At 71.7% G+C, this 26,123-nt stretch carries 22 protein-coding genes, 3 tRNA genes, 1 pseudogene and 1 CRISPR repeat array; of the genes and pseudogenes, 11 read left to right on the top strand and 15 right to left on the bottom strand.

The genetic code is table 11. The features are described 5' to 3' along the window. Positions 1-133 precede the first annotated feature (133 nt). From ACIGJO_RS03150 to ACIGJO_RS03140, 3 genes are all read left to right on the top strand, one after another. Positions 134-206, top strand: a tRNA-Asn gene (locus tag ACIGJO_RS03150). 5 nt (positions 207-211) lie between these two features. Beyond that, positions 212-284: transfer RNA gene (locus tag ACIGJO_RS03145), tRNA-Asn, on the top strand. A gap of 223 nt (positions 285-507) precedes the next feature. Continuing rightward, positions 508-581 (top strand) — tRNA-Ile (locus ACIGJO_RS03140). A gap of 409 nt (positions 582-990) precedes the next feature. Here ACIGJO_RS03140 and ACIGJO_RS03135 read toward each other — a convergent pair. After that, positions 991-1,374 (bottom strand): annotated as a pseudogene (locus ACIGJO_RS03135) (transposase); the annotation flags it as partial. A 22-nt stretch (positions 1,375-1,396) separates the two neighbouring features. Continuing rightward, a CRISPR array of direct repeats spans positions 1,397-2,035; the repeat unit is 28 nt; unit sequence GTCGACCCCGCGCCTGCGGGGATGGTCC. Positions 2,036-2,106: 71 nt separating this feature from the next. On the opposite strand from ACIGJO_RS03135, the gene ACIGJO_RS03130 reads away from it, so the two are divergent. After that, positions 2,107-3,396 carry an MFS transporter gene (locus ACIGJO_RS03130; RefSeq protein WP_399951211.1) on the top strand — a complete coding sequence of 430 codons (1,290 nt, stop codon included), beginning with the start codon at positions 2,107-2,109 and terminating at the stop codon, positions 3,394-3,396. Positions 3,397-3,487: 91 nt separating this feature from the next. Here the strand turns inward: ACIGJO_RS03130 and ACIGJO_RS03125 are convergent, their stop codons facing one another. The 3 genes from ACIGJO_RS03125 to ACIGJO_RS03115 form a co-directional block, all read right to left on the bottom strand. Beyond that, a complete protein-coding gene (locus tag ACIGJO_RS03125) occupies positions 3,488-4,816 on the bottom strand; it encodes a carboxyl transferase domain-containing protein (RefSeq protein ID WP_399951208.1) in 1,329 nt (442 codons plus the stop codon). Between the two features lie 13 nt (positions 4,817-4,829). Then, the gene (locus ACIGJO_RS03120; RefSeq protein WP_399951205.1) at positions 4,830-6,338 is read right to left on the bottom strand and encodes an acyl-CoA synthetase; all 1,509 of its coding nucleotides are present in this window, start codon (positions 6,336-6,338) and stop codon (positions 4,830-4,832) included. A gap of 449 nt (positions 6,339-6,787) precedes the next feature. Further along, entirely contained in the window at positions 6,788-7,999 is a 1,212-nt protein-coding gene (locus ACIGJO_RS03115) for a nitrate/nitrite transporter (protein ID WP_399951202.1), read from the bottom strand. A 200-nt stretch (positions 8,000-8,199) separates the two neighbouring features. Here ACIGJO_RS03115 and ACIGJO_RS03110 point away from each other — a divergent pair, with 200 nt between their 5' ends. Beyond that, complete coding sequence (locus tag ACIGJO_RS03110; RefSeq protein ID WP_399951198.1) at positions 8,200-8,631, top strand: Lrp/AsnC family transcriptional regulator; 432 nt, start codon at positions 8,200-8,202, stop codon at positions 8,629-8,631. Here ACIGJO_RS03110 and ACIGJO_RS03105 read toward each other — a convergent pair. The 3 genes from ACIGJO_RS03105 to ACIGJO_RS03095 form a co-directional block, all read right to left on the bottom strand. Beyond that, positions 8,609-10,129: a GAF domain-containing protein gene (locus ACIGJO_RS03105; RefSeq protein ID WP_399951725.1), complete on the bottom strand. Its 1,521-nt coding sequence runs from the start codon at positions 10,127-10,129 to the stop codon at positions 8,609-8,611. The two genes, ACIGJO_RS03110 and ACIGJO_RS03105, sit on opposite strands and share 23 nt — an antisense overlap. Before the next feature lie 271 nt (positions 10,130-10,400). Beyond that, on the bottom strand, positions 10,401-11,438 hold the full coding sequence (locus ACIGJO_RS03100) for a rod shape-determining protein (RefSeq protein WP_399951195.1): 1,038 nt from the start codon (positions 11,436-11,438) through the stop codon (positions 10,401-10,403). A 234-nt stretch (positions 11,439-11,672) separates the two neighbouring features. Then, complete coding sequence (locus ACIGJO_RS03095; RefSeq protein ID WP_399951193.1) at positions 11,673-12,110, bottom strand: MarR family winged helix-turn-helix transcriptional regulator; 438 nt, start codon at positions 12,108-12,110, stop codon at positions 11,673-11,675. 137 nt (positions 12,111-12,247) lie between these two features. Here ACIGJO_RS03095 and ACIGJO_RS03090 point away from each other — a divergent pair, with 137 nt between their 5' ends. The 4 genes from ACIGJO_RS03090 to ACIGJO_RS03075 all read left to right on the top strand — a co-directional run bounded on the left by ACIGJO_RS03090 (position 12,248) and on the right by ACIGJO_RS03075 (position 15,395). Then, on the top strand, positions 12,248-13,267 hold the full coding sequence (locus ACIGJO_RS03090) for an NADP-dependent oxidoreductase (protein ID WP_399951190.1): 1,020 nt from the start codon (positions 12,248-12,250) through the stop codon (positions 13,265-13,267). Positions 13,268-13,431: 164 nt separating this feature from the next. Then, positions 13,432-13,860, top strand: coding sequence for an organic hydroperoxide resistance protein (locus ACIGJO_RS03085; protein ID WP_399951187.1), 429 nt, complete (start codon positions 13,432-13,434; stop codon positions 13,858-13,860). Positions 13,861-13,941: 81 nt separating this feature from the next. Then, positions 13,942-14,772, top strand: a complete 831-nt coding sequence (locus ACIGJO_RS03080; protein ID WP_399951184.1) for an EI24 domain-containing protein — start codon at positions 13,942-13,944, stop codon at positions 14,770-14,772. Positions 14,773-14,786: 14 nt separating this feature from the next. Further along, complete coding sequence (locus ACIGJO_RS03075; protein ID WP_399951180.1) at positions 14,787-15,395, top strand: LysE family translocator; 609 nt, start codon at positions 14,787-14,789, stop codon at positions 15,393-15,395. Between the two features lie 33 nt (positions 15,396-15,428). Here ACIGJO_RS03075 and ACIGJO_RS03070 read toward each other — a convergent pair whose 3' ends face one another. From ACIGJO_RS03070 to ACIGJO_RS03060, 3 genes are all read right to left on the bottom strand, one after another. Next, positions 15,429-17,411: a flavin monoamine oxidase family protein gene (locus ACIGJO_RS03070; protein WP_399951177.1), complete on the bottom strand. Its 1,983-nt coding sequence runs from the start codon at positions 17,409-17,411 to the stop codon at positions 15,429-15,431. A gap of 164 nt (positions 17,412-17,575) precedes the next feature. Then, on the bottom strand, positions 17,576-18,607 hold the full coding sequence (locus tag ACIGJO_RS03065) for an aldose epimerase family protein (RefSeq protein ID WP_399951174.1): 1,032 nt from the start codon (positions 18,605-18,607) through the stop codon (positions 17,576-17,578). An 11-nt stretch (positions 18,608-18,618) separates the two neighbouring features. Continuing rightward, entirely contained in the window at positions 18,619-19,542 is a 924-nt protein-coding gene (locus ACIGJO_RS03060; RefSeq protein WP_399951171.1) for an SGNH/GDSL hydrolase family protein, read from the bottom strand. A 372-nt stretch (positions 19,543-19,914) separates the two neighbouring features. Here ACIGJO_RS03060 and ACIGJO_RS03055 point away from each other — a divergent pair, with 372 nt between their 5' ends. Next, complete coding sequence (locus ACIGJO_RS03055) at positions 19,915-20,409, top strand: DUF3145 domain-containing protein (protein ID WP_329943410.1); 495 nt, start codon at positions 19,915-19,917, stop codon at positions 20,407-20,409. Between the two features lie 69 nt (positions 20,410-20,478). On the opposite strand, the gene fabF is transcribed toward ACIGJO_RS03055, so the two are convergent. From fabF to ACIGJO_RS03030, 5 genes are all read right to left on the bottom strand, one after another. Beyond that, entirely contained in the window at positions 20,479-21,741 is a 1,263-nt protein-coding gene (gene fabF / locus ACIGJO_RS03050; RefSeq protein WP_399951167.1) for a beta-ketoacyl-ACP synthase II, read from the bottom strand. Between the two features lie 79 nt (positions 21,742-21,820). Next, entirely contained in the window at positions 21,821-22,069 is a 249-nt protein-coding gene (locus ACIGJO_RS03045) for an acyl carrier protein (RefSeq protein ID WP_399951164.1), read from the bottom strand. Positions 22,070-22,132: 63 nt separating this feature from the next. Continuing rightward, positions 22,133-23,134 carry a ketoacyl-ACP synthase III gene (locus ACIGJO_RS03040; RefSeq protein WP_399951161.1) on the bottom strand — a complete coding sequence of 334 codons (1,002 nt, stop codon included), beginning with the start codon at positions 23,132-23,134 and terminating at the stop codon, positions 22,133-22,135. Positions 23,135-23,147: 13 nt separating this feature from the next. Continuing rightward, positions 23,148-24,062 (bottom strand): ACP S-malonyltransferase, encoded by a 915-nt coding sequence (locus ACIGJO_RS03035; RefSeq protein ID WP_399951158.1) that lies wholly within the window; start codon positions 24,060-24,062, stop codon positions 23,148-23,150. Positions 24,063-24,151: 89 nt separating this feature from the next. Continuing rightward, positions 24,152-25,351: a PucR family transcriptional regulator gene (locus ACIGJO_RS03030; protein ID WP_399951155.1), complete on the bottom strand. Its 1,200-nt coding sequence runs from the start codon at positions 25,349-25,351 to the stop codon at positions 24,152-24,154. Between the two features lie 58 nt (positions 25,352-25,409). Between ACIGJO_RS03030 and ACIGJO_RS03025 the strand changes: the two genes are divergently transcribed. Continuing rightward, a complete protein-coding gene (locus ACIGJO_RS03025) occupies positions 25,410-26,066 on the top strand; it encodes a pirin family protein (protein WP_399951152.1) in 657 nt (218 codons plus the stop codon). The last annotated feature ends 57 nt before the right edge of the window (positions 26,067-26,123 follow it).

Raw genomic sequence — 26,123 nt, 5'->3', positions numbered from 1 at the left:
CGTACGCACCCGAGATCACCCCGAGCGATACCGATTGGCGGAGCACCCCCCTGCTTGCGCTAATGTATGTGTCGCAGCGAACGCGCGCCGCCCGGCAGCCGCCAGGTAGGTACGATTCGAGGCAACGCAGCAATCCCCTGTAGCTCAATTGGCAGAGCAGCCGGCTGTTAACCGGCAGGTTACTGGTTCGAGTCCAGTCGGGGGAGCGCGATCCCCTGTAGCTCAATTGGCAGAGCATTCGGCTGTTAACCGGAGGGTTACTGGTTCGAGTCCAGTCGGGGGAGCGGAACGGAAGAGGACCCTGCGGGGTCCTTTTTCGTATGCCCGCACCCGGTCCTCGCCGGGCCGGGCCGTGACACTTTCGGGTCTGCTTCGCCTCATCCGGAACCGGGCAGCACGCAGCGAAGTCCTCATGGTCAGGCGAAGTCGACCATCCGGAGCGAGAGATCGTATGACCGGCTATGCTGCGGCAGACGGTGCGCACACTTGTACGCGCCACGCCGAAACGGGGCGGTAGCTCAGCCGGTTAGAGCAGCGGACTCATAATCCGTCGGCCGTGGGTTCGAGTCCCACCCGCCCCACCGAGAAACCCCAGGCAGAATCGTTCTGACCTGGGGAAACTCGTTTCCGGGGTGCTTCGGACGGGTGGCACGGGACTCGTTCGGGATCGAGCCGCCTGCCCCTGAGTGGGCCGTCCCATGAAGATCGGCACGGGCCGGACGGCGGGACGGGGCCTCGCGACACAGGGGTGCGCCGGTGGTGGAGTGCCGTATCGCATGGCCGACTTGCTGCCCGCACACCACGATGATGTGCCTGTGGTTGTTTTTCTGTCGTTGAGCGCGGTGATCGCGTCCACGTACGGATGGATGGTCTACCGAGGGGTTGCTGGGCACACAGGCGTCTGCGTGACTCCGGCGATCGTCCGGTCGCGGCGAGGAGCGACAGCAGCGGTATTCGAAGAGAATCACCTAAGACCGACCGGCAAATGGATCACTTGAGGCGTCGGGTGGTGGGGCGGCCGTCCCAGCGGTAGCGGCTCGTCGAGCGTCGGATGAGCATGCGGAGCGTGACGAGAGTGGCGGCGAGGTAGAGGTAGAAGTCCACGACCTCGCCGCTCCTCTCGGTGCAGCGCCGGAGCTTGCCGTAGTCGTTCATCCACGAGTGGGTGCGCTCGACCACCCAGCGCTTGCCGGCTTGGATCGGGGCGGGCACTCCCTTGCGGGCGATCTCGGCCGTGAAACCCAACTCGGCTATCAGCAAACGGGACTTGGCGCTGTCGTAGCCGCGGTCGAGGTTGACGTTGACGGTCTCCGGCATCGCGCCGACCTGCGCCTGCGCCGCGTCCAGGGTGGGGCCGAGCAAGGGTGAATCGTGCCGGTTGGCCCCGTCGGAGACGGTCGACCCCGCGCCTGCGGGGATGGTCCGTCCTGCCCGGCCTTGGCCGCGTCGGCGAGCCAGTCGACCCCGCGCCTGCGGGGATGGTCCGTGAGCGGCGCTACGGCGACCGCGAGTTCGGCCGTCGACCCCGCGCCTGCGGGGATGGTCCGCGGCGTAGCGCATCCGAGATGCCCGTGCGCTGGTCGACCCCGCGCCTGCGGGGATGGCCCCTCTCCAGGAGTTGAGGAACCCGTCTCCTGGGGGTCGACCCCGCGCCTGCGGGGATGGTCCGGGGCCCGGCAAGGTCACCCCCGGCAGGACCGCGTCGACCCCGCGCCTGCGGGGATGGTCCTGACGTCACGGTGACGCGCCGGGGCGGGGGTTCGTCGACCCCGCGCCTGCGGGGATGGTCCGCTGGCCAGGGACCGGTTCAACGGGCCCCAAGGAGTCGACCCCGCGCCTGCGGGGATGGTCCGGCTTCCTGGAACCCGGCGTGGGTCGTGCGGGCGTCGACCCCGCGCCTGCGGGGATGGTCCCAAGGATGGGCTGGTCGAGACGACTGACAGTGTGTCGACCCCGCGCCTGCGGGGATGGTCCGCCCGTGCTCGCACGGTTGCGATCTCTCGGTTTGTCGCCCCCGCGCCTGCGGGGGCGAGGCGGCCCGGACGTACGGTGGCCTTGTCGGCGTATCCCCCTCGTCGGTGGGGACGGGGGTCGCTACCATCCTCTGTGACCGAAACGACCGAACCATCTGTACCCCGCACACGCATATTCGCCGACCTGACCCCGCTGCGTACCTCGCCCGACTACCGGCGGCTGTGGTTCGGGAACACCGTGTCCTGGGTCGGGCAGGGCATGACGGCGCTGGCCGTGTCGCTCCAGGTCTACGACATCACCGGGTCCGCGTTCTCCGTGGGGCTCATCGGGTTCTGCTCGCTCGTGCCGCTGGTGGTGTTCGGGCTGTACGGCGGGGCCGTGGCCGACACCGTCGACCGGCGCAAGCTCGGTCTCTTCAGCGCCACCGGGTCGTTCCTGCTGTCGCTGGTGCTGGTGGCCGTGGCGGTCGCCGGGGTGGAGCAGGTGGGGCTGCTGTACGCCGTCGTCGCGCTCCAGGCCGTCTGCTTCGCGCTCAACTCACCGGCCCGCAGCTCGATGATCGCCCGGCTGCTCCCGGCGGAGCAGCTGCCCGCGGCCAACGCGCTCAACTCCATGACCAGCACGACCGGGGCGCTCGTCGGGCCCATGCTGGGCGGGCTGATCGTCGGCTGGTGGGGCTACCGGGCCGCGTACACCGTCGACGCCGTCACCTTCACCGCCTCCCTCTACGCGATGTGGCGGCTCCCCTCGATGCTTCCGGAGCGCGGCGAGGGCGAGAGTCAGGGCAAGGACGAGGGTGGGGTGCGGAAACGGGCCTCCGTGCTCGACGGGCTGCGGTTCCTCGGGACCCGGCCGAATCTTCGGATGACCTTCTTCACCGACCTGTGCGCCATGGTGCTCGCCCACCCGCGGGCGCTCTTCCCGGTCGTCGCCGTGGTCTGGTACGGCGGTGACGCGAAGACCACCGGGCTGCTGGTCGCCGCACCGGCGCTCGGGGCGCTGCTGGGCGGCGTGTTCTCCGGCTGGCTCGGGCGGATCCGGCGGCACGGGCTCGCCATCATGGTCGCCGTCGTCTGCTGGGGCTCGGCCATCGCCGTGTTCGGGCTGACCCGGCAGCTCTGGCTCGGGCTCGTTTTCCTCGCGCTCGCCGGGTGCGCCGACACCATTTCCATGGTCTTCCGCAACACCATGCTCCAGGCCGCCGTGCCGGACGAGATGCGCGGGCGCCTCCAGGGCGTCTTCATCGTCGTCGTGGCGGGCGGGCCGAAGCTGGGCGACTTCCTGGCCGGTTCGGTCGCCGATCTGACCTCCCCGGCCGTGGCCGTCACCGGCGGCGGCATCGCCTGCGTGGTCGCGGTCTCCCTCCTGGCGCTCCGCTGGCGCGGCTTCGCCCGCTACGACGCACGGGACCCGCAGCCGTAATGGATGGAGGGGAGGGGTGGAGGGAGGGGGAGGGGGAGGGGGAGGGGAGGCGGCTGTCCTCAGCGGTGCCGGTCCTGCCCCTACCCGGTCGTCATGCCCGCCCCTCACCCACGATCGAGCGGGCAATACCCAGTTCGACCAGGTCCTGGGGGCGCAGCCGTAGCTGGTCCGCCGTGGCGCCGGTCTCGGCCGGCGGGCGTTTCAGGATCGCTGCCGCCAGCTCCGGGGCGATGACGGAGAAGTAGCTGTCCGCGGTGACATGGGTGTTGTCCGGCGCCGCGAGGGCCAGTGCGCCGCCCGAGCCTCCCTCGCCGATGACCAGCGTGGTCACCGGTACCCGGGCTGCCGCGATCGCCGCGAAGGTGTCGGCGATGGCCGCGCCCGCGCCCGCCCGTTCCGCCTCCGCGTCGTTCGCGGCTCCCGGGGTGTCGATCAGGGTGAGTACGGGGACGCCGAGCCGGTCCGCGAGCCGGATCACCCGGGCCGCCGTGCGGTACCCGGCCGGGCGGGTCGCGGTGCCGCACTGGGCGACGTACGCCACCGGCCCGTCCTCGCGCAGGCCGAATCCGCACAGCAGCCCCGCGTCCGTGCCGCCGCACCGGTCACCGCTCAGCGGCAGCAACTGGTCGAAGTAGTCGTCCAGATACGCCTGGGTGTGCGGCCGGCCCGGTGCGCGGGCCTGCTCCACCGCGGCCCGTCCGGTCTCCGGAAGACCGGTGGCCGACAGGGCACGCGGCAGCGGTGCGGCCGGCAGGTCCCCGTGCCGGCCGAGCGCGAGCAGCCAGCGGCCCACGGTCCCGGCCAGTTCGCCCGGCGCGACGACCGCGTCGATCTGACCCGCCGCCAGCTGGCCCTCGGCGCTGTACGCGTACGGGTCCGCGTCGGCGGGCCGCACCCGGGACCCGGCGAACCCGACCTGCGCACCGGGCAGGGCCAGCACCACATCGGCGCCCGCCCCCACCGTGGCCCAGCCGCCGCCGGTCGTCGGATCGCGCAGCACCGCGATCTGCGCGAGTCCGGCGGCACGCAGCCGGGCCGAGGCGCGGGCCACCCGCTGGAGCTGGGTCAGCGCGATCATGCCCTCCTGTATCCGGCTGCCGCCCGTGGCGACGAGCGAGACGAGCGGAACGCGCCGCTCCAGCGCCAGCGCGTACGCGGCCTCCAGACGGTCGCCGGTGGACTGCCCCAGCGAACCTCCCAGGAAGCCGAACTCGAAGGAGATCAGCGCGCACCGCGTCCCGCCCACCGCGCCGGTGCCGTACACGACGGATTCCTCCTCGCCGGTCCGTTCGGCGGCGCGGGCCCGGGCCTGCCCGTACCCGGACCAGCCGAGCGGACCGTCGGCCGGGGCGGGGTGTCCGGCGGGCCGGTGCTCCTCGAAGTCGGCGGTGAGGGCGGCGATCGCCTCACGGGCGCTCATGCGGCCGGAGTTCCTAGGCACGGAGGGACCTCTTCATGATCTTTCCCAGGTCGTTGCGGGGCAGGGCGTCCAGGTAGCGCACGGTGCGCGGGCGCTTGTGCGGGGCCAGCTGGGCGGCCACATGGTCCGCCAGTTCCCGTTCCGCCGGGGGCGATCCGGGGTCGGACGGCACCACCCAGGCGACGATCCGCTCACCGAGGTCCGGGTCCGGTTCGCCGGTGACGGCTGCCTCGCGGACGCCCGGGTGGTCCAGCAGGGCGTTCTCGATCTCGCCCGCGCCGATCTTGTATCCGCCGCTCTTGATCAGGTCGGTGCCCTTGCGGCCGACGATCCGGACATAGCCGTCCGGGTCACGGGTGGCCACGTCGCCCGTACGGAACCAGCCGTCCGGGGTGTGCGCGGCGGCCGTGGCGTCGGGGCGGTTGAGGTAGCCGCTGAAGAGGTTCGGGCCGCGGACCTGGATCTCGCCGATGGCCGCGGGGTCCTCCAGCACGCTGCCGTCCTCCTCGACCAGGCGGAGCTCCACGCCGGACAGGGGCGGGCCGACCGTGCCGGGGCGCGGTTCACCGTCCGCCCGGACGCCCGTGTTCATCAGGGTCTCCGTCATGCCGTACCGCTCGATCACCCGGCGGCCGGTCGCGGCCGCGATCCGCTCGTGGTCGTGGACCGGCAGCGCGGCCGAACCGGAGACCAGCAGCCGGGCACCGGAGAGCGCCGCGGCGAGGCCGCCGGACGAGGGCCGGTCGTCGAGCGCTTCCGCGAGCCGGTGGTACATCGTCGGCACGCCGAACAGCATCGTGCCCCCGTCGGACAGTTCCCGGGCCACGCCCTCGGTGGAGAACCTGCCCAGGTGGCGCACCGAACCGCCCCGGCGCAGCGGGCCCAGGACGCCCAGGATCAGGCCGTGCACATGGAACAGCGGCAGGGCGTGCACGAGGACGTCGTCGCCGGTCCATCGCCAGGCGTCCTCCAGCGCGTCCAGCGAGGCGGCGATCGCCCGCCGGGGCAGGACCGCGCCCTTGGGCGGGCCGGTGGTGCCGGAGGTGTAGACGATGAGCGCCGGTGACTCGGGATCGGGCTCGTGGAGAGTGGGCCCGTGGGACCCGGGCGTGGTCCCGTGGAGAGCGGGCCCGTGGAGCGCGGGGTCCGCCGCTTCCCCGTCCGGGACCACGTCCAGCCGCTCCAGATCCGCCAGCGCGGGCGGCAGCTCCTCCGCCGGACCGGCCAGCACCGCCGAGGGCGCGCTGTCGGCGATGATGTGCGTCAGTTCCCGTTCGCCCGTCTTCGGGTTGAGGGGGACGGCCGGTACCCCGGCCAGCAGCGCGGCCACCACCGCGACCACCGTCTCCGGCGTCGGCGTGGCCCAGACGGCGACCCGTCCCGCGCCCGCGAGCCGGGTTGCCAGGGAGCGCGAGGTTGCGGCCAACTGCGCGTAGGTCAGGGAGCGTTCACCGAAGCGGACCGCCTCCTGGGAGGCTGCGGGGCCGGTGGGGTCCTGAAGCGCCGGCAGAAGTGTGATCACTCTGCGAAGCCTAAGCCGGTGGGCGGGCTTCCGGCCCCGGTCCGTCCCGAACGGCTCGCGGACGCCGGGCGGATGGCGGCGAACCGCCGGGCGGACGGCGGGCGGACGCTCTTCGCCCCCGGCACCGGGCGGACCCGGCCCACCGAAGCTTCCCGCCGCGCGACCCGCCTGGATCAGGTACGGGCGGGGTGACGCGGGCTCCCGCCGGAGTTCGGCGCCGGCTCCGAATCGCCGACGGCGGGTCCCGTCCACCGCTATGACGTGGACCTCGGCTCGTCCGTGACGTTCCCCCGGTCGCTCGACGGCCGCTTCTTCGCCGCCGAGTACGGCCGCGAGTGGGTCCGTGCTTCTGACCGCCGCGCCTCCGACCACCGGTCGCTGACCGTCCCGTGGAGAGCGGTGGCGTCCCGGTGGGGACGCCATCGTTCGGCGCTCCCCGGAGCACGGCCTCAGCCCTCGCGCTGGATGTTCCGCATCCGGCCGTACGCGTACACGGAGCCGGCCAGCGCCAGATCGGACAGCAGCATGAACCCGATCGAGTACGAATCCTTGGCGGTGAAGATCGCCCCCATCACCAGCGGGGGCACGAAGCCGCCGAGGCCGCCCATCGCGCCGACGATGCCGGTGACACTGCCCACCTTCGGCTGCGGTGTCACCTGCGAGACGAGGGCGAAGATACTGCCGCTCGCTGTGCCGAGCCCGGCCGCCATGACGAGCAGCGCGATCGTGCCGACCGGGTTCAGGTCCGGGTCGAAGGCCTGGACGATCGCCATCAGCGCGGCGACCAGCAGCGCCACCGAGGTGACCAGCGCCGGGTGGATCCGGTCCGAGAGCCAGCCGCCGATCGGCCGGAAGAGGACCGTGACGAGGGCGAACCCGGCCGCCTTGGTGCCCGCCTCGGTCGGCGACATGTCGTACCAGGTCTTCAGATACGTCGGCAGGTACACCCCGAAGGCCACGATGCCGCCGAAGCCGATCGCGTACAGCGCGGACAGCTCCCAGGTGACCCGCAGCCGGCCGGCCCGGCCGAGCCGGTGGACCAGGGAGTCGGTCGGGATCTGCCGGTCGGGCCGGTCGCTGACAAGGACGGCGGCGAGAATCGCGTACACGACGAGCGCACCCGCGACCACGAGGAACGGCAGGTTGTCGCCGTGCTTGGCGATGCGCGGGGTGAAGTAGCCCGACAGCGCCACCCCGCCCATGCCCATGCCGAAGACACCCAGCGCGAGGCCCCGTTCGGCCGGCGGGAACCACGAGTTGACCAGCGGAATACCGATCGCGAAGGTGGTGCCGCCCAGTCCCAGCAGGAAGCCGACCGCGAGCATCGCACCGTAGGAGTCCTTCGCCGGGATCAGCAGCAGGACGGGCACGATCGTGAGCGCCGAGACGGCGGGGAACATCAGCTTGGCGCCGTACTTGTCGGTGAGCGCACCCACCGGGATACGGCCGAGCGAACCGACGATCACCGGCACGGCGACCAGGAACGACTGCTGGAACGAGCTGAGCCCGAGCCGTTCCTTGTAGTCGCCGGACATCGGCGCGATCAGGTTCCACGCCCAGAAGGTCAGCGCGAACCCGATCGTCGCCATGACGAGGTTGCGGTACGCGGCCGCGGACTGCCGGGCGGCGGGCTCGGGGGACTGTCTGACGGCGGTATCCACAGGTCAAGTCAAGGGCGGGGCGGTGTCGCGGGCCCTCCGGGGTGCTCCATGCGGGGCACGCGCCCCACCGGGGGCACCCCAATGGCCCCACGCCCGCGTGCGCTCCTGATCCGTGCCCCCCAACGCCCTCACCGGCATCGACAGCCCCGTGGGCCCCGCGAGCCCCGTCGCGATCCGGCGCCGACTGCGACAATCGGGCTATGGACCGGCTGGACAGGGAAATCCTCGGCATCCTCCAGGAGGACGCGCGGATCTCGTACCGCGATCTGGGCGTACGCGTCGGGCTCAGCGCCAACGCCGCGGGCGACCGGGTGCGCCGCATGCGCCGTGACGGGGTCATCCGCGGCTTCACCGTCATCGTCGACCCGGCTGCCGACACGCGTTCGGGCCTGGTCGTCTTCATCGACGTGAGCCTGCGCCTCGACACGACGAACGAGGAGTTCGAGCGCGCCGTGCTGATGCTGCCCGGCATCACCGAGGTGGTGCATGTGACGGGCGGGCACGACTACCTGGTACGGGCCACCGCCGCCGATCCCGGGGCCCTGGACACACTGCTGCGGCGGCTCAAGAAGGACGCGGGCGTCGCCCACTCCAACACCCGGATCGCGCTCAGAGCGGCGCCTGCCAGGTGACCGTCGTCGACCGGCCGCCGCTCTCGTCGCGCCCGTCGTCCGCGACCACCAGCCGTACCGCGCCACGCCCGTCGGGCATCCTGGCCGTCGCGTCCACCTCCACCTCGATGGCCGACACCCCGCTCCGGCGGTGCGCGGAGGCCAGCGCACCCCGCAGGGCGGCCAGCAGCTCCCGGTCGGCGGGCTCGCCGACCAGCGCGTCCACCGGGCCGGTGAAGTGCACCGAGGGCTGGAAGCCGAGCACGGCCGCCGCGCCGCCCGTCTCCCGGAGCACCCGCCCCCGGAAGGTCGCCGGGGCCTCGGCGGGCGGCTGCTGAAGCGCGAAGATGGCCGTCCGGACCTCCTGGATGGTGGAGTCCAGCTCGTCCACGGCCTGGCCCAGCAGCTCGCCGGTCTCACCCGGAGCGGCCCGGCGGCGGGTCGACTCCAGCATCATCTCGGTCGCGAAGAGCCGCTGGACGACCAGATCGTGCAGATCCCGGGCGATCCGGTCGCGGTCCTCGTACACCGCGAGCTGCTCCCGGTCGTGCTGCGCGTCCGCCATGACCAGGGCCAGCGCCGCCTGTGAGGCGAACTGCGAGGCCAGCAGCCGGTCCACGGCCGTGTACGGGCTCTCGCCGCGCCGCCGGGGCAGCGCCAGCGTGCCGATCAGCCGGCCGCCGCTCTGCAGCGGCAGCATCATGCTGGGCCCGAACCGGGACCGTACGTCGGTGGTCATCCGGGGGTCGGTCGCCGAGTCGCTGATGTAGACCGGTTCGCCGCCCAGCAGCTGCACCAGGACGGGGGAGCCGGGGGCGATGGTCGTGCCGACGATGCCCGCCGGGTCGTCCAGCGTGGAGGCGGTCACGATCTCCATCCCGCCCTCGTCGGTCGGCTGGAGGATCACTCCGGCGGACGCTCCGGCGAGCACCCGGGCCCGTTCGGCGACGATCATCAGGGAGTCGGCCGCGTTCGTGCCGGTCAGCAGCGCCGTGGTGACGGCCGCGGCCCCCTCGATCCAGCGTTCCCGCTGCCGCGCCGTCTCGTAGAGCCGGGCGTTGCCGATCGCGATCCCGGCCTGGGAGGCGAGGACCCGCAGCAGCGCCGTGTCCGTGTCGGTGAAGTGCCCGGAGCGCTTCTCGGCGAGATAGAGGTTGCCGAAGACCTCGGCGTGCACCCGGATCGGGGCACCGAGGAAGGAGCGCATCGGGGGGTGCCCCGGCGGCATGCCCACCGCCCGCGGATCGGTGGTCAGGTCGTCGGAGCGCAGCGGCTGCGGATCCTCGATGAGAACGCCGAGGATGCCCGTGCGGCCGTCGGGGAACCGGTCGATGTGCCCGCGCTCCTCGTCGGTCATCCCGGAGGTGAACAGCTCGGTGATCGTGCCCTCTTCGGGGTCCAGGACGCCGAGTGCGCCGTAGCGCGCCTCGGTCAGCACGGTGGCGGTGTCCACGATCTGCTGGAGCGTGGCCCGCAGTTCGAGATCGCTGCCGACGCTGAGCACTGCCTCCAGCAGCATCGGCAGCCGGGGCTTCGTGGACCGCCGCGTCGCCGTTCCCCCGCCGCCCGGCCCGGCAGCTCCGGCAGCCCCGGCGGCCCCGGAAGGCTCGGCCGCACCGGCCGCACCGGCCCCTTCAGCCGTTCCGGCCCCTTCAGCCGTTCCGGCTTTTCCGGTCTCTCCGTGCTCTTCGCTCATGTGCATCGCCCCCTGAGCCCCTTCAGCCCCTTCAGCCCCTTCAGCTCCCGCAGCTCCTTCAGCCCCCGCGGTCTCATCGACCCCCGCAGCGCTCTCAGCCCGCCAGCGGGTTGAGGACCATCGGACGGATCTTGCCGTCCAGCATGGCGCCCAGGCCGAGCACGGAGCAGACGTCCGGCCGTTCGGCGATGTGCACCGGCATGCCGGTCGCGTCGCGCAGCATCTGGTCCAGTCCGGGCAGCAGCGCGCTGCCGCCCACCATCATGATCCCCCGGTCCGCGAGGTCGGCCACCAGGTCCGGCGGACAGTCCCGGAGCACCTTGCCGAGGCCGTCGAGCACCGCGGTGAGCGGGGTGTGGATGGCCTGCCGGACGGCCGCGGTGTCGACCTGCACGGAGCGGGCCAGCCCGGTGGCCACGTCGCGGCCGTGGATCTCGGTCACGGCGGGCCCGTGGGGGGTGAGGCCGTTGCCGCTGAGGGCCAGTTGCAGCGGGCGCACGGACTGGCTCGGCAGCATCAGCTCATGGTGCTGGCGCAGATGCTGGATCACCGCGTGGTCGATGGCGTCACCGCCGATCGGGATGCGGACGGCGGTCACGATCGAGCCGAGCGAGAGGACCGCGATCTGGGTGGTGGCGGCTCCGCACACCATGATCATGGTGGCGGTCGGCTGCTCGACCGGCAGTCCGCAGCCGACGGCCGCCGCGATCAGGGTGTCCACCAGCTCCACCCGCCGGGCGCCGAGCCCGACCATGGTCTCCACCGCGGCGCGCTGGGCGAGCGGATCGCTGTCGTGCGGGGTGCAGGCGGCGGCGCGCAGCCGGGGCTTGCGGCGCAGCTGGCGGCGGAGCTTCTCACCGAGCAGATGGCGCAGCATGCGCTGGGCCATCTCGATGTCGACGACGGTGCCGCCGGAGACGGGGCGGGCCACCCGGATGTACCCGGGGGTGCGGCCGGTCATCTGCTCGGCGAGCGCGCCGACGGCGATGAGTGATCCGGTACGGGTGTTCACGGCGGCGACACTGGGCTCGTCGACGACGAGCCCGAGCCCTTTGACGTACACACGGGTCCTGGCGGCCCCGAGATCGACGGCGATATGGCAACGGCGCAACTGCTCAAGACTGACGGTCACGGCAGGTTCTCCCGAGAGCGCTGATGTGGGGCACCGGCGGCAGCCGGTTCTCTTCGCATCGTGGCGTCCCCAGGGGCGCGGCGCGCGCTGGGATGGGCCGTAAGGGGGAACGCGGCTGACGGTGCGCCAGGTGGGTGCCGGGGCCTGCCGGGCAGCCTCTGCCGGCCCCCGTCCGCGCTTGTCCCGTCCCCGTCCCTGCCCCGTCCGCGCCCCCGTCCCCGTCCCCTCCCGCGCTCATGTCCCGCCGATGTCCTCGCCCAGCATCCGGCGCAGGAGGTCCCGCAGCACCCTGCGCTCCGCGTCCGAGAGCCCGGCCAGCGGCTCCCGGGCGAAGCGCAGCCCGTCGCGCAGCTCCCGGGCCGTGCGGGCCCCCTTCTCCGTCGGCGCGGCCAGCTTCACGCGCCGGTCGTCGGGGTCGGGCCTGCGCTCCACCAGCTCCCGGGCCTCCAGCCGGTCGACAATGCCCGTCACGTTCGACGGCTCGCACTTCAGCTTCTGGGCGATCTTCCGCATGGGCATCGGCTCCAGGGCGAGCAGCCCGAGCACCCGCGCCTGCGCTCCGGTGAGCGAGTGCGTGGCCGCGGCCCGGTCGTACTCCTCGTAGTAGCGCGCCACGACGGTGCCGATGAGCTCGACGACCTCAAGGGTCAGGGGGTCTGTACGGGTGGCCATGGCACCCAGGGTACCCATTTACTTGACAACATGAAATATCCAGGAGCATGGTTGTTTCATGTCCTGAAGCTTTTTCCCGGGCGGGAGCTTCCCGCCGGTGAGGCATTTCCGTACGACATCGAGGAGACCCCGAGCCCATGTCTGCAGCTCTTCCCACGTCCAGCCGTGAATGGCACCTTGTCGCCCGTCCGCACGGCTGGCCCACGGCCGAGGACTTCGCGCTGCGTGAGGCCCCGGTCACCGCTCCGGCCGAGGGCCGTGTCCTCGTCCGCAACAAGCACTTCTCGGTCGACCCGTACATGCGGGGCCGGATGAACGACGTGAAGTCGTACACCGCGCCCTTCAAGCTCGACCACCCCATGGACGGCGGCGCGGTCGGCGAGGTCGTCGCGTCGAACGCCGAGGGCTTCGCCGTCGGCGACCACGTGCTGCACGGTCTCGGCTGGCGCGAGTACGCCGAGGTGCCCGCCGAGCACGCCGTGAAGGTCGACCCCGACCTGGCCCCGCTCTCCGCCTACCTCGGGGTGCTCGGCATGACCGGCCTCACCGCGTACGCGGGCCTCCTCGATGTCGCCTCGTTCAAGGAGGGCGACGCGGTCTTCGTCTCCGGCGCGGCGGGCGCGGTGGGCAGCCAGGTCGGCCAGATGGCCAGGCTCAAGGGCGCCTCGCGCGTCATCGGTTCGGCGGGCTCCGACGAGAAGGTCCGGGTCCTCGTCGAGGAGTACGGCTTCGACGCCGCGTTCAACTACAAGAACGGCCCGGTCCTCGACCAGCTCAGGGCCGCCGCCCCGGACGGGATCGACGTCTACTTCGACAACGTCGGCGGCGAGCACCTGGAAGCCGCGATCACCACGCTCAACGTGCACGGCCGCGCCACCATCTGCGGAATGATCGCCCAGTACAACGACACGGAGCCGGTCCCCGGCCCGCGCAACATGGCGCTGATCATCGGCAAGCGGCTGCGGCTCCAGGGCATGCTCGTCACCGATCACGCCGAGCTCCAGCCCCGGTTCGTCGAGGAGGTCGCCGGCTGGCTGGCCTCGGGCGAGCTCAAGTACAACGAGACCGTCGTCGAGGGCATCGAGAACGGCTTCGACGCCTTCCTCGGCCTGCTGCGCGGCGAGAACACCGGCAAGATGATCGTTTCCCTCGCCTGACCGCCATCCCCGGTCCGCCTGACCACCGCCCCCCGGTCCGCCTGACCACCGCCCCCCGGTCCGCCGATCCCCACCCGGCCCGTTCGGCACACCCGTTAGTCTCATCCCAGGCCGTCGCGATCGTGGGCGCGAGTCGCGGCGCATCAGCAGGAGGAATCCTCAGCATGACCACGCAGAACATAGCCGTTGCCTACACCGCCGTCGCCACCGCGGAGAACGGCCGTGACGGCCGTGTCTTCTCCGACGACGGCAACCTCGACGTCGTCGTCAACCCGCCGAAGGCCATGGGCGGCAGCGGCGCCGGGACCAACCCGGAGCAGCTCTTCGCCGCCGGCTACAGCGCCTGCTTCCAGGGTGCCCTCGGCGTCGTCGCCCGCCAGGAGAAGGCCGACATCTCCGGCTCGACCGTGACCGCCTCGGTCGGCATCGGCAAGAACGAGGACGGCGGCTTCGGCCTGGAGGTCGCGATCACCGCCTCCATCCCGAACGTCGACGCGGCCACCGCCCGGTCGCTCATCGAGAAGGCCCACCAGGTCTGCCCGTACTCGAACGCGACCCGCGGCAACATCAAGGTCGAACTGTCGGTCGCCTGACCGGTACGCCCGGCCGAGGGCCGCACACCCGCGACGGGGGTGCGGCCCTTGTCCTTGCCGTGCGCAAGTACCCTGACGCCCATGAGTGATCTCGGGGCGGGTTTCGGCTACTTGATGAAGGGGCAGCGCTGGGCTGTCCGGCACGGACGATGGTTCGGATTCGGGCTGCTGCCCGGACTGGTCACCCTCGTCGTCTACGTGGGTGCGCTGGTCGGACTCGGCTACGGCGCCGACGACTTCGTCGCCTGGGCCACCCCGTTCGCCGACGACTGGTCCTCGCCCTGGCTGGGCCTGCTGCGCAACACCCTGGTGGTGCTGGTCTTCGTCTTCGGCCTGTTCCTCGCGGTCATCACGTTCACCGCCGTGACACTGCTGGTGGGCCAGCCCTTCTACGAGTCGCTCTCCGAGGAGGTCGACCGCAGCGAGGGCGGCGAGGTCCCCGAGTCCGGTCTGCCGCTCTGGCGCGACCTGTGGATCTCCGCCCGCGACTCCCTCCGCATCCTGCTGCGCGTCGCCCTGTACGGGATCATCCTCTTCGCCCTCGGCTTCATCCCGGTCGTCGGACAGACCGTCGTCCCCGCCATCGGCTTCTGCGTCTCGGGATACTTTCTCTCCGAGGAACTGACCGCCGTGGCCCTCCAGCGCCGCGGCATGGTCCTCAAGGACCGGCTGGTCCTGCTGCGCGGCCGCCGGATGCTGGTGCTCGGCTTCGGCGTCCCGCTCACGCTCGCGTTCCTGGTCCCGTTCGTCGCCGTGTTCCTGATGCCGGGCGCCGTCGCCGGAGCCACCCTGATGGTCCGCGACCTCGTGGCGCCCGGGGGAACGGACGGGGACGGCGCCGCGCAGGCGACCGCCGCCCCGGCGCCGGTGACGCCTCCGGTGCCCCACCCCCACACCGCCCACGGCAGCTGAGTGGAGCCGCGGCCATGACCGAACTGCTCGCCGTCGCCGTCATCACCGTTCTCGCCGTCATCAGTCCGGGTGCCGATTTCGCGATGGTGGTCCGCAACAGCTATCTGTACGGCCGCACCACCGGACTGTTCGCGGCGGCCGGTGTCGCCGCGGGCGTCCTGGTCCACGTCACGTACACGATGCTCGGCGTCGGACTGCTGATCGCCTCGTCGACGGCCCTGTTCACCGCGATCAAGCTGGCCGGTGCGGCGTATCTCGTCTACATCGGGGTCCGCACGTTCCTCGCCCGCGGCGATCTGGAGGTCGACCTGGAGTCGAAGCCGGAGCTGTCCCGCTTCGGGGCGCTGCGCACCGGCTTCCTCACCAATGCCCTGAACCCCAAGACGACGCTGTTCGTCGTGTCGACCTTCACCCAGGTGGTCGGCCCCGGCACCGGCTACTGGCAGCAGGCGGGGTACGGGCTGTTCATGTCGGTCGCGCACTTCGGCTGGTTCGGCCTGGTGGCGGTGTTCTTCTCCCACTCGCAGCTGCGCACGGCGATGCTCCGCCGGCAGAAGGCACTCAACCGGGGCATCGGCTCGGTGCTCGTGGGGCTCGGTGTGACCCTGGGCCTCGCCCGCTGACGGCGGTCTCCTCCCAGGGTCTCCGGGCACCGGTCAGGCGCTGTTGACCTCCAGCGCGGTGCGCACGGCCGACTCCAGCGCCCCCTCGATCCACGCGGGCTTGATCGAGGTGTGGCAGCCCGCGAAGTGCAACGGCCCCTCGGCCGTGCGGACATCGGGGAACAGCTCGGTGTGCTGGCCGGGCAGGAGTACGGACGCCTCGCCGTACGCGTACGGGTCACGCATCCACGACTGGGTCCGGCCGACGCCCGTGTAGAAGACCTCGATGCGCTGCCCGTAGACCTCCTGCATCCCGGCCAGGGCGCGCGGGTAGCGCTCGTCCTCGTCCAGCGAGTCCCACTTCAGGGCGTCGTCGGCCCAGCTGTAGGAGGCGAGGACGACGCCGCCGGGGCTGCGGTCGACCGGGTGGGAGGGCTGGAACATGAAGCGGTTGGGGTTGTCGGTCACCGAGCCGCCGCCGAAGACATGGGCCGCCTCGGGCTGGTTGCGGGCGGTGGCGCGGCACGCGGCGTAGTGCACGCGCTGGCCGTCCGGGACATGGCCGGGCGGTACGACGGGGTGGGAGCCGAGCAGCGAACCGTCGGCGGGCGCGCGGCCGAGCCGGTAGGCGTCGTACAGTCCGGGGCGGACCCGCTCCAGCTGCTTCTTCCAGTCCTTCTCCTCGAACTCCCACCAGCGCATGCTGAATTCGAGGAGCACCTTGGTCGCCGCGTCGTAGTGGATCTCGGTGACGGCCCGCCGCTTGCCGTACGACATGAGCGGCCGCACCGGGATGTGGCGCAGCCCGGAGAACGGCACGGTGATGATCGCCCGGTCGCCGGTGAACGTCTCCCGCACCACCGGCCCGTCGCGTCCCTCGGAGACCGTCTCGACCCGGACCCCGTCCGGTCCATGGCTGATCCGGGTGGCCCGGCGGTCCAGCCGCACCAGGTCCTTCACCCGCCCGTACATCGCGTCGACCAGCTTGGACGTGCCGTCGGGCAGTTCGAAGAACGCCGTGTCCGGGCTGATCAGCGAGGCCCCGATGAAGCTGTGCACAAAGGCGAGATGGAGCCGCGAGGTCATGTTCTCGACCGTGCCGATGAGGTCGATGGTGCGCACGTCGAGCCCGGCCGCCTCGGTCAGGAAGCGGTACATCGACCAGTGCCCGTACTCGTGGATCACCTCCGCCCAGGCCTTGACCAGGTTCGCGCCGTTCTTGCCGTCGATCTTCTCGCGCACGGGCGCGAACGCCTCCCGCACGATCTGTGAGGCGGTCCTGTCCTCGAATTTCGCGGGCACCCCGAAGGAACGGTTGACCGCCTGCGGCTTCTTCGCGTAGTCGGCGCGGCGGACCCGGATGCCGTTGACGTGGATCCAGGTGCGGTTGGCGGCCCGGCCGTCGCCGTCCACGTCGACCAGGTGGAAGCGGCGGCGCTTCAGATCGAAGCTGTCGATCAGACCGGTGACCAGCGGGTGGCTGTCCGGGATGCGCATCGCCCCGGCCTCGGCGTACTGCTTCGGGTCGGCGAAGGGCGCCTTCGCGTTCTCGTGGCCGCCGGCGCGGAAGGTCTTGATCCGGCCGCCGACCCGGTTGCCGTTCGCCTCGATGACGGTGACCGAGTGGCCGGCCTCGCGCAGCAGATGGGCCGCGGTCAGACCGGCCGGTCCGGCGCCGATGATCAGCACCTTCTTGGCGCCGCCGCGGGGCCGGGGCAGGCCCTTGCCCAGCAGGACGTCGCGGTAGCGGGGGACCAGCGGCTTGTCGTGCTCGTCCCGCACCAGGATCGCGCGGGCCACGGTGAGACAGTCGGCCCAGTCGGCCCGGGGCGCCGCCGGAGCGGCCGGAGCGGCGGGGGCCGCCCCCGCGGCACCGGCGGGGGCCGCGGCGGCGGGTACGGCGCTCGCGGCGGTCGCGGCGAGGGCCGCGGCCCCGGCGGCCGCTCCGGCGACCACCCGGCGCCGAGAGGGCTTCTCCGGGGAGGAGTTGGGGGAGGAGGAGCCGGAAGTGGGGGAATCGGCAAAGGAGTTACGCATACGGATCACCCTGGCGTCCCCGCACCGCGCCGGCGCACGAAAACGCCCCCTACCCGCGGTAAATCACTCGCAGGGGATCCTTGTCGATCTTTCTTGCTATGGCATGAGCCCTGGTCACCCCGTGTGCCCGACGGCAACCGGGGCCCGCAGGCCCCGCGCCCGGGTCAGCGCACCGAGAACCCGTACACGGTGCTCGACACGAACTCCTCACCCGGCCGCAGCACCGTGCTCGGGAACTCCGGGCGGTTCGGGGAGTCCGGGAAGTGCTGGGTCTCCAGCGCGATCCCGGCGCACGGCCCGAACGGCTGACCGTCGAAGTGGTCGGCGGTGTACAGCTGGAGCCCCGGCTCCGTCGTGCGTACGGTCAGCACCCGCCCCGACCACGCGTCGTACAGCTCCGCCGCGAAGGCCTCCCCCGCGGGGGTCTCCCCGGCGGAGGTGCCCGCCGCGGCCCGGTCCAGGACGAAGTTGTGGTCGTACCCCGCGCCCACCACCCGCGTCCGGCGGAAGTCGAACCGGGTCCCCGCCACCGGCGCGAGTTCGCCCGTCGGCACCGCCTCGCCGTCCACCGGGGTGATCCGCCCGGCCGCGATCCGCAGCTGCTGCCCGAGCGCGCTGCCGCTGTCGGCCCCCGCCAGATTCCAGTAGGTGTGGTTCGTGAGGTTCAGCACCGTCGGGGCGTCGGTGCCCGCCCGGTACCCGATCCGCAGTGCCCCGCCCTCGTCGAGGCGGTACGTCACCGAGAGCGCGAGCCGCCCGGGAAAGCCCTCCTCGCCGTCCTCGGCGACCAGCGACAGCTCCACCCCGTCCGGGACCTCCCGGGCCCGCCACACACGCTTGTCGAAGCCGCGCGTGCCGCCGTGCACATGGTTGCGGCCCTCGTTGCGCGTCACCCGGTGCGCGGTGCCGTCCAGGACGAACCCGGCGCCCGCGATCCGGTTCGCGTACCGCCCGACCAGCGCCCCGAGATACGGCCCCGGGAACTTCTCGTACGACGCGACGTCCGGCAGCCCGAGCGCCACCCCGGTCCGGGTGCCGTCCCGGCCCGGCACCTCGACCGACTGCACGATCGCGCCGTAGGTCAGCACCCGCACCCGCGTCCCGTCCCGCTCCAGGGTCCAGCGCCGGACACCGGTGCCGTCCGCGAGCGCGCCGAAGTCTTCCGTCCGTATGGCCGTGGGCCTGCCCGTCGTCATGATCCCGGACCCTACGCCGGAGGCTCGCCGGCCGTAACGTTGCGGTAGGCGATTTCTGCCAGCCTGGCCTGTCCGTCCCGTCCCGGGTGGAACCAGTCCCACTGGCTGAGCTGCTCGCCGGTGAACCGGTAGTCGAAGACCGCCCCGCCGTCGTACCGGCAGCGCCGGTCCTTCGCGCAGACGTCGCGCAGCACGTCGTTGTACGCGACCACCCGGTCCTGCACCGCGTCCCGGCGGGCCACCGCCGCCGCGTCCATGCTGTCCGCGTCGCCCAGCATCGACTTGCAGATCCCGAGCTTCCAGATCTGCTTGCCGAGCTCGTTGGTCCGTCCGGTGGACCACAGCCGCTTGAGGTCCGGCACGCTCGACACATACACCTGCGCCTTCGGCGCCGTGGCGCGCAGCTGACGCATCGACGCCTCGAACGACGCCCGGAAGTCCGCCACCGGGGTCATGACCGCGACCGAGTCCCGGCAGGCGTCGTTGGCGCCGATCATCACGGTCACCAGCTCCGGCTTCTCCTTCGCCGCCAGCGCCATCTGCTCGGGCAGCTGGGCGATCCGGGCCCCCGACACCGCGTGGTTCCAGCTGCTCGCGGCAGCCTTCGACGCGCCGAGCAGCCGCACCGCGAGAGAGCGCACCCCGTCGTCCGTGCCGGTCGCCCAGGACACCTCGGGGCAGTCGGCCAGCACCGAACAGGCGTCGAAACCCCGCGTGATGGAGTCACCCACGGCCGCGACGGACGCCGGACGGCGATTCCAGTCAGGGGTGGGGGAGGGGGACGGAGAGCCCGCGCGTGACGAGGCCGGTGTGTTTTTCGCGGTCTGATCCGGGCCACCGGTGCAGCCGGCCAGCGCGGCGGCACCGAGCATTGACGCTGCCGTCAACACGGCGGCCGCGGTACGCGAACGAGGGCGTATCGCACGCTCCGGCATCCCTGGTCCTCTCCGGTCATCCATTGGTTTATGCCTCTGGTCATGCTCCCCGGCAAAGCCCGCAGCCCCAGGTCACGGGCGTGCGCGCCCTGCCGGGTGAAAGCTTGGTGATTCATGGGCCCCGGACCGACGGTACGTCACACGTCCGGCCCCGGCGCACGGTAGCTTTTCCCCGTCGAACCAGTGACGCCCAGTCCACCCGCGTACGCGTGGGGGGTTCCGGCAATTACCTCACGTCACATACTGTCCCTTTTCAGGAGATTAACTCCCGATGCTGTTTACTGATGACAACCTCGGTAACTGGCCGAAAAGAGACGGTACGGGCATGAGGCCGCTGGGGAAGGCGTACCTCGTCCCACACTGGAGGTCCCGGTGACGACACGTGGAGTCCTGTACGTTCACTCCGCACCGCGCGCGCTGTGCCCACATGTCGAATGGGCGGTAGCGGGTGTTCTCGGTGTGCGGGTCCAGCTGGACTGGATCAGACAGCCGGCCGCCCCCGGCACCTGGCGGTCCGAATTCTCCTGGAAGGGCCGGCCCGGCACTGCCTCGCAGCTCGCCTCGGCGCTCCGGGGCTGGGATCTGCTGCGCTTCGAGGTGACCGCCGAGCCGTGTCCCACCGCCGAGGGCGAGCGCTACAGCTCCACCCCCGAGCTGGGCATCTTCCACGCCGTCACCGGCATGCACGGGGACATCCTGGTCCCGGAGGACCGGCTGCGGGCCGCGCTGGCCCGCTCCGTGCGCGGCGAGAGCGATCTGGAGGCGGAGATCGCCAAGCTCCTCGGCAAGCCCTGGGACGACGAACTGGAGTCCTTCCGGCACGCCGGGGAGGGCGCGCCCGTCCGCTGGCTGCACCAGGTGGTGTGAGAGCCGCACACGGCTGTGGCCCGCCTCCCCGGACGGGGGAGGCGGGCCACAGCCGTGTGCGCGGGTGCGTCAGACCGAACGGAACGCCAGGACCACGTTGTGGCCGCCGAATCCGAACGAGTTGTTGATCGCGGCGATCGGCCCCTCGGGCAGCGGGCGCGGCTTGTCACGGACGACGTCCGCCTCCACCGCGTCGTCGAGGTGCTCGACGTTGATGGTCGGCGGGGCCATCCGGTTGTACAGCGCCAGGACCGTGGCGACGGTCTCGATGCCGCCCGCGCCGCCGAGCAGGTGACCGGTCATCGACTTGGTCGCGGAGATCGCGACATGGTCGAGATCGTCGCCCAGGACCTTGCGCAGGGCCTTGATCTCGGCGATGTCACCCTGCGGGGTCGACGTGGCGTGCGCGTTGAGGTGAACGACCTCGGACGGCTTGAGGTCCGTCGAGTCGAGCAGGTTCTGCATCGCGGCGGCGATGCCGCGCCCGGTGGGCTCGGGCTGCGCGATGTGGTGGGCGTCCGCGGACAGCCCCTGGCCCAGCACCTCGCAGTAGACCCTGGCGCCACGTGCGGCGGCGTGCTCCGCGGACTCCAGGACGACGACACCGGCGCCCTCGCCGAGGACGAAGCCGTCGCGGGCCGTGTCGTACGGGCGGGAGGCCTTCTCGGGCTCGTCGTTGCTCTTGGACATCGCCATCATGTTGGCGAACGCGGCGATCGGCAGCGGGTGGATCGCCGCCTCCGTGCCACCCGCGACGACCACGTCGGCGCGGCCGGTGCGGATCATCTCGACGGCGTAGCCGATGGCCTCGGCGCCCGAGGCACAGGCGGAGACCGGGGTGTGGACACCGGCCTGGGCGTTGACCTCCAGGCCGACGTTGGCGGCCGGGCCGTTGGGCATGAGCATCGGAACGGTGTGCGGGGAGACGCGGCGTACGCCCTTCTCCTTCAGCACGTCGTACTGGTCGAGCAGGGTGATCACGCCGCCGATGCCGGAGGCGATGACCGTGCCCAGACGCTCGGGGAGGACCTTCTCGTCCTCACCGGCCTTGCCGGTGAAGCCGGCGTCCGCCCACGCCTCGCGGGCCGCGATCAGCGCGAACTGCGCCGAGCGGTCCAGCTTGCGGGCGAGCGGACGGGGCAGGACATCGCCCGGGTCGACGGCCGCGAGGGCGGCGATCCGGACGGGCAGTTCGGCGAAACGCTCGCCTTCGAGGGGCTTGACGCCGGACCGGCCGGCCATCAGACCTTCCCAGGTCGATGCGGAGTCGCCACCCAGCGGAGTGGTTGCGCCGATACCGGTGACGACCACGGTGCGATTGGTCGGGATCACTGGAAAATCTTCTCCACGTGTAGAGGGTCGTGAATCAGCGGCGCCACCGCCGGGTGGCGACACACGAACCGGGGCTGGATCAGCCCTGGTGCTTCAGGATGTACTCGGCAGCGTCGCCGACCGTCTTGAGGTTCTTGACGTCCTCGTCGGGGATCTTGACATCGAAGCGCTCTTCGGCGGCGACGACGACCTCGACCATGGACAGCGAGTCGACGTCCAGGTCGTCGGTGAAGGACTTGTCCAGCTGGACGTCCTCGACCGGGATACCGGCGATCTCGTTGACGATGTCGGCGAGACCGGTGACGATCTCTTCCTGGGTGGCGGCCATGTTGGCGCTCCTTCGATGGTTTTCTTCAGGGTTCGGGTGTCCGGACCAAAAGGTCCGGTGTGCCTAGGGGAGGGTAACGACCGTCGCGGCGTAGACGAGACCCGCCCCGAAGCCGATGACGAGCGCGGTGTCGCCGCTCTTCGCCCGACCGGTCGCCAGGAGCCGCTCCATTGCGAGCGGAATCGAGGCGGCGGACGTGTTGCCGGTGGTTTCCACGTCACGGGCGACCGTGACGTGCTCCGGCAGCTTCAAGGTCTTCACCATCGAGTCGATGATCCGCATGTTGGCCTGGTGCGGAATGAAGACGTCCAGGTCTTCCGGTGCGATCCCGGCCGCGTCCAGCGCCTGCTGGGCCACCTTCGCCATCTCGAAGACGGCCCAGCGGAAGACCGCCTGACCCTCCTGCGTGATGGCCGGGAACTTCTCCGGACGCGTCGCGTGGAAATCGTCCCAGGCCACGGTCTGCTTGATGGTCTCGGACTTGTCGCCCTCGGAACCCCAGACCGTGGGGCCGATGGCCGGCACCTTGGAGGGGCCGACGATCACGGCACCCGCGCCGTCGCCGAACAGGAAGGCCGTCGCGCGGTCCTCCAGGTCGGTGAGGTCGCTGAGCCGCTCCACGCCGATCACCAGGACGTACTCCGCCGAGCCTTCGATGATCATGCCCTTGGCGAGCGTCAGACCGTAGCCGAAGCCCGCGCAGCCGGCCGAGATGTCGAAGGCGGCGGGCCTGCCCGCGCCGATCCGGTGGGCGATCTCGGTGGCGATGGCCGGCGTCTGCTTGAAGTGCGAGACGGTGGAGACGACGACCGCGCCGATCTGCTCGGGCGTGATCCCCGCGTCGGCGATCGCCTTGCCCGAGGCCTCGATGGACATCGCGGCCACGGTCTCCTCGTCGGAGGCCCAGTGGCGGGTGGCGATGCCGGAGCGCGAGCGGATCCACTCGTCGGACGAGTCGATCGTTTCGAGGATCACCTCGTTCGGCACGACACGGGTGGGGCGGTAGCCGCCCACGCCCATGATGCGTGCGTACGGGGCGCCCTGGCTGGGCTTGATCTTCGACATGCTCTCGGGCTCCTTAGGCGCCCGCGTGCTCGGAGATGAGCGCGCGTGCCGCGTCGAGGTCGTCGGGTGTCTTGAGCGCGAGGGTCTTCACGCCGGGCAGCGCCCGCTTGGCGAGCCCGGTGAGGGTGCCGCCGGGGCACACCTCGATGAGCGCGGTGACCCCGAGCGCCTGGAAGGTCTCCATGCACAGGTCCCAGCGGACCGGGCTGGCGACCTGGCCGACGAGCCGGGAGATGATCTCGGTGCCGGTGGCGACCGTCCTGCCGTCCGCGTTGGAGACGTACGTCACGGTCGGGTCCGAGACCTTGAGGTCCTCGGCCGCCGCCCGCAGCTTCTCCACGGCCGGAGCCATGTGGTGCGTGTGGAACGCGCCGGCCACCTTGAGCGGCACCACACGGCGCACGCCCTCGGGCATGTCCGCGACCAGCGCGGCGATCTGCGCGGCGGTGCCCGCGGCGACGATCTGGCCGCCGCCGTTGACGTTGGCCGGGGTCAGCCCCAGCTTCTCCAGGTGGGCCACCGATACGTCGGGGTCGCCACCGAGGAGCGCGGCCATGCCGGTCTCGGTGACCGCGGCGGCCTCGGCCATGCCGAGCCCCCGGGTCCGTACGAGACGGAGCGCGGCCTCGTCGTCGATGACACCGGCGAGGGCGGCGGCGGTGATCTCACCGACGCTGTGACCCGCGATGACACCGGGGGAGGCGTCCAGGGCGGCGGCCGAGAGGAGACCGGCGGCGACGAGCAGCGGCTGGGCCACGGCCGTGTCGCGGATCTCTTCGGCGTCGGCCTGTGTGCCGTAGTGGGCAAGGTCGAGCCCGATGGCGTCGGACCAGGCCGCGATGCGGTCGGTGGCACCGGGGAGGTCGAGCCAGGGAGTCAGGAAGCCGGGCGTCTGAGCGCCTTGGCCGGGAGCGACGAGTACGAGCACCCTCACACTCTCTCTTGCGGACGGTCCGATACGCCCGTGGGGACAGGGACGAAGAACCGTCGGGGGAATTGTTGAAGTCCAACAAAAGTCTAGGACTGAGGATCCGCCGCCGCCAAGCGCCCGAGGATGAGGGCGATTCGCAGCGTGAACGCCGAGCGCACATCGGAGGGTGACCAGCCGGTGACGTCGGTCACACGTCGTAGCCGGTAGCGCACGGTGTTGGGGTGAACGAAGAGCATCCTGGCGGCGCCTTCGAGGCTGCTCGCCTGCTCCAGATAGACACTCAGGGTCTCCAGCAGCGCCGAGCCCGCTTCCTCCAGCGGTCTGTAGATCTCCTCCACCAATTGGTCCCGTGCGGCGGGGTCACCCGCCATCGCGCGCTCCGGAAGGAGATCGTCCGCGAGTACCGGGCGCGGTGCGTCCTGCCAGGCGGAGCACGCCTTCAGCCCGGCCGCCGCGGCCTGCGCGGACCGGGTGGCGGCGAGCAGGTCGGGCACCACGGGCCCGGCGACCACGGGGCCCGCCGCGTACGGGCCGATCAGACCCTTGGCGACCTGGAGCGGATTGTCGCTGCCGCCCGCGATGACGACCAGCCGGTTGCCCAGGACACCGGTCAGGACCTGGAGCTTGGCGTGCCGAGCGGCACGCCGGATCGCCTCCACGGTCAGTTCGCTGTCGCCGTCGGGCGCGGTGCCCAGGATGACGCAGACATGTTCGGGGGAGTTCCAGCCGAGCGCGGCGGCCCGGGAGACGGCCCCCTCGTCGGCCTCGCCGGAGAGCACCGCGTTCACCACGAGCGATTCCAGCCGGGCGTCCCAGGCGCCCCGGGCCTCGGCGGCCTGGGCGTACACCTGGGCGGTCGCGAAGGCGATCTCCCGCGCGTAGACGAGCAGCGCCTCCCGCAGCACCGACTCGTCCCCGGGCGCGGCGACCTCCTCGATCGCGGCCTCCATGACCTCGATGGTCGTCCGCACCATCTCGACGGTCTGCCGCAGCGTGATCGCCCGGGTCAGCTCGCGCGGAGCCGTGCCGAAGACATCGGTGGAAATGGCCTGCGGGGTCTCCGGATGCCGGAACCACTCGGTGAACGCGGCGATACCGGCCTGGGCGACCAGACCGATCCAGGACCGGTTCTCCGGGGGCATGGCCCGGTACCACGGCAGCGATTCGTCCATGCGGGCAATCGCGTTCGCGGCCAGCCGGCCGGAGGACTGCTCCAGCCGTTTCAGGGTCGCGGCATGCAGGTGGGCGTCGGGTGCGGCGGGCTGCTCAGGATCGGGTCGGGGCACGTACACAAGATTGCCCTATCGGGGCAGGTGGTCGGGGGGCCGGGCTACCGTGGCACCTGTGATTTCCGTACACAGGTCCGAGAGCCGTTACGAGGGCGGGGACGCGGAGGCGGGCATCGCCTCCCTGCACGCTTTCTCGTTCGGGCGTTTCTACGACCCCGACAACCTCCGCTTCGGCGCGGTCCTGGCCTGCAACGAGGAGCGCCTGGCCCCCGGCGCGGGCTTCGACGAGCATCCGCACAGCCACACGGAGATCGTCACCTGGGTCGTCGAGGGCGAGCTCACCCACCGCGACTCCGCCGGTCACGCCACCGCCGTACGCGCCGGTGACCTTCAGCATCTGAGCGCGGCCGCCGGGGTACGCCATGTCGAACGCAACGACGGGGACGTCCCGCTGACGTTCCTCCAGATGTGGCTGGCACCCCTGGAGCCGGGCGGCGAACCGTCGTACGAGGTCGTCCCCGGGATCGCCGACGCCACCCCGTACGCCCTCCCGGGAGCGGGGGCGATGCTCCATGTGCGCAGACTCGGTGAAGGCGAACGGACAGCGGTGCCGGACGCGGCGCGCCTGTACGTGCACGTGGTACGGGGCCGGGTCGCCCTGGGCGGCGAGGAACTGGGCCCCGGAGACGCGGCCCGGATCACCGGATCGAAGGACCTGGAAGCGGTCGCGGAGACGGCGGCGGAGCTGCTGATCTGGGAGCTGCGGGACTGAGAGCGGGCGGGTGACCCCTGATCGGGACCCAGTACCTCCGCGACCAGGACCCGGCGC

Origin of the sequence: Streptomyces sp. NPDC079020, assembly GCF_044542225.1 — a bacterium.
Classification (GTDB): Bacteria; Actinomycetota; Actinomycetes; order Streptomycetales; family Streptomycetaceae; genus Streptomyces.
Note: the sequence above shows the minus strand (reverse complement) of the source record. Positions and strands in the feature narration are given on the sequence as shown.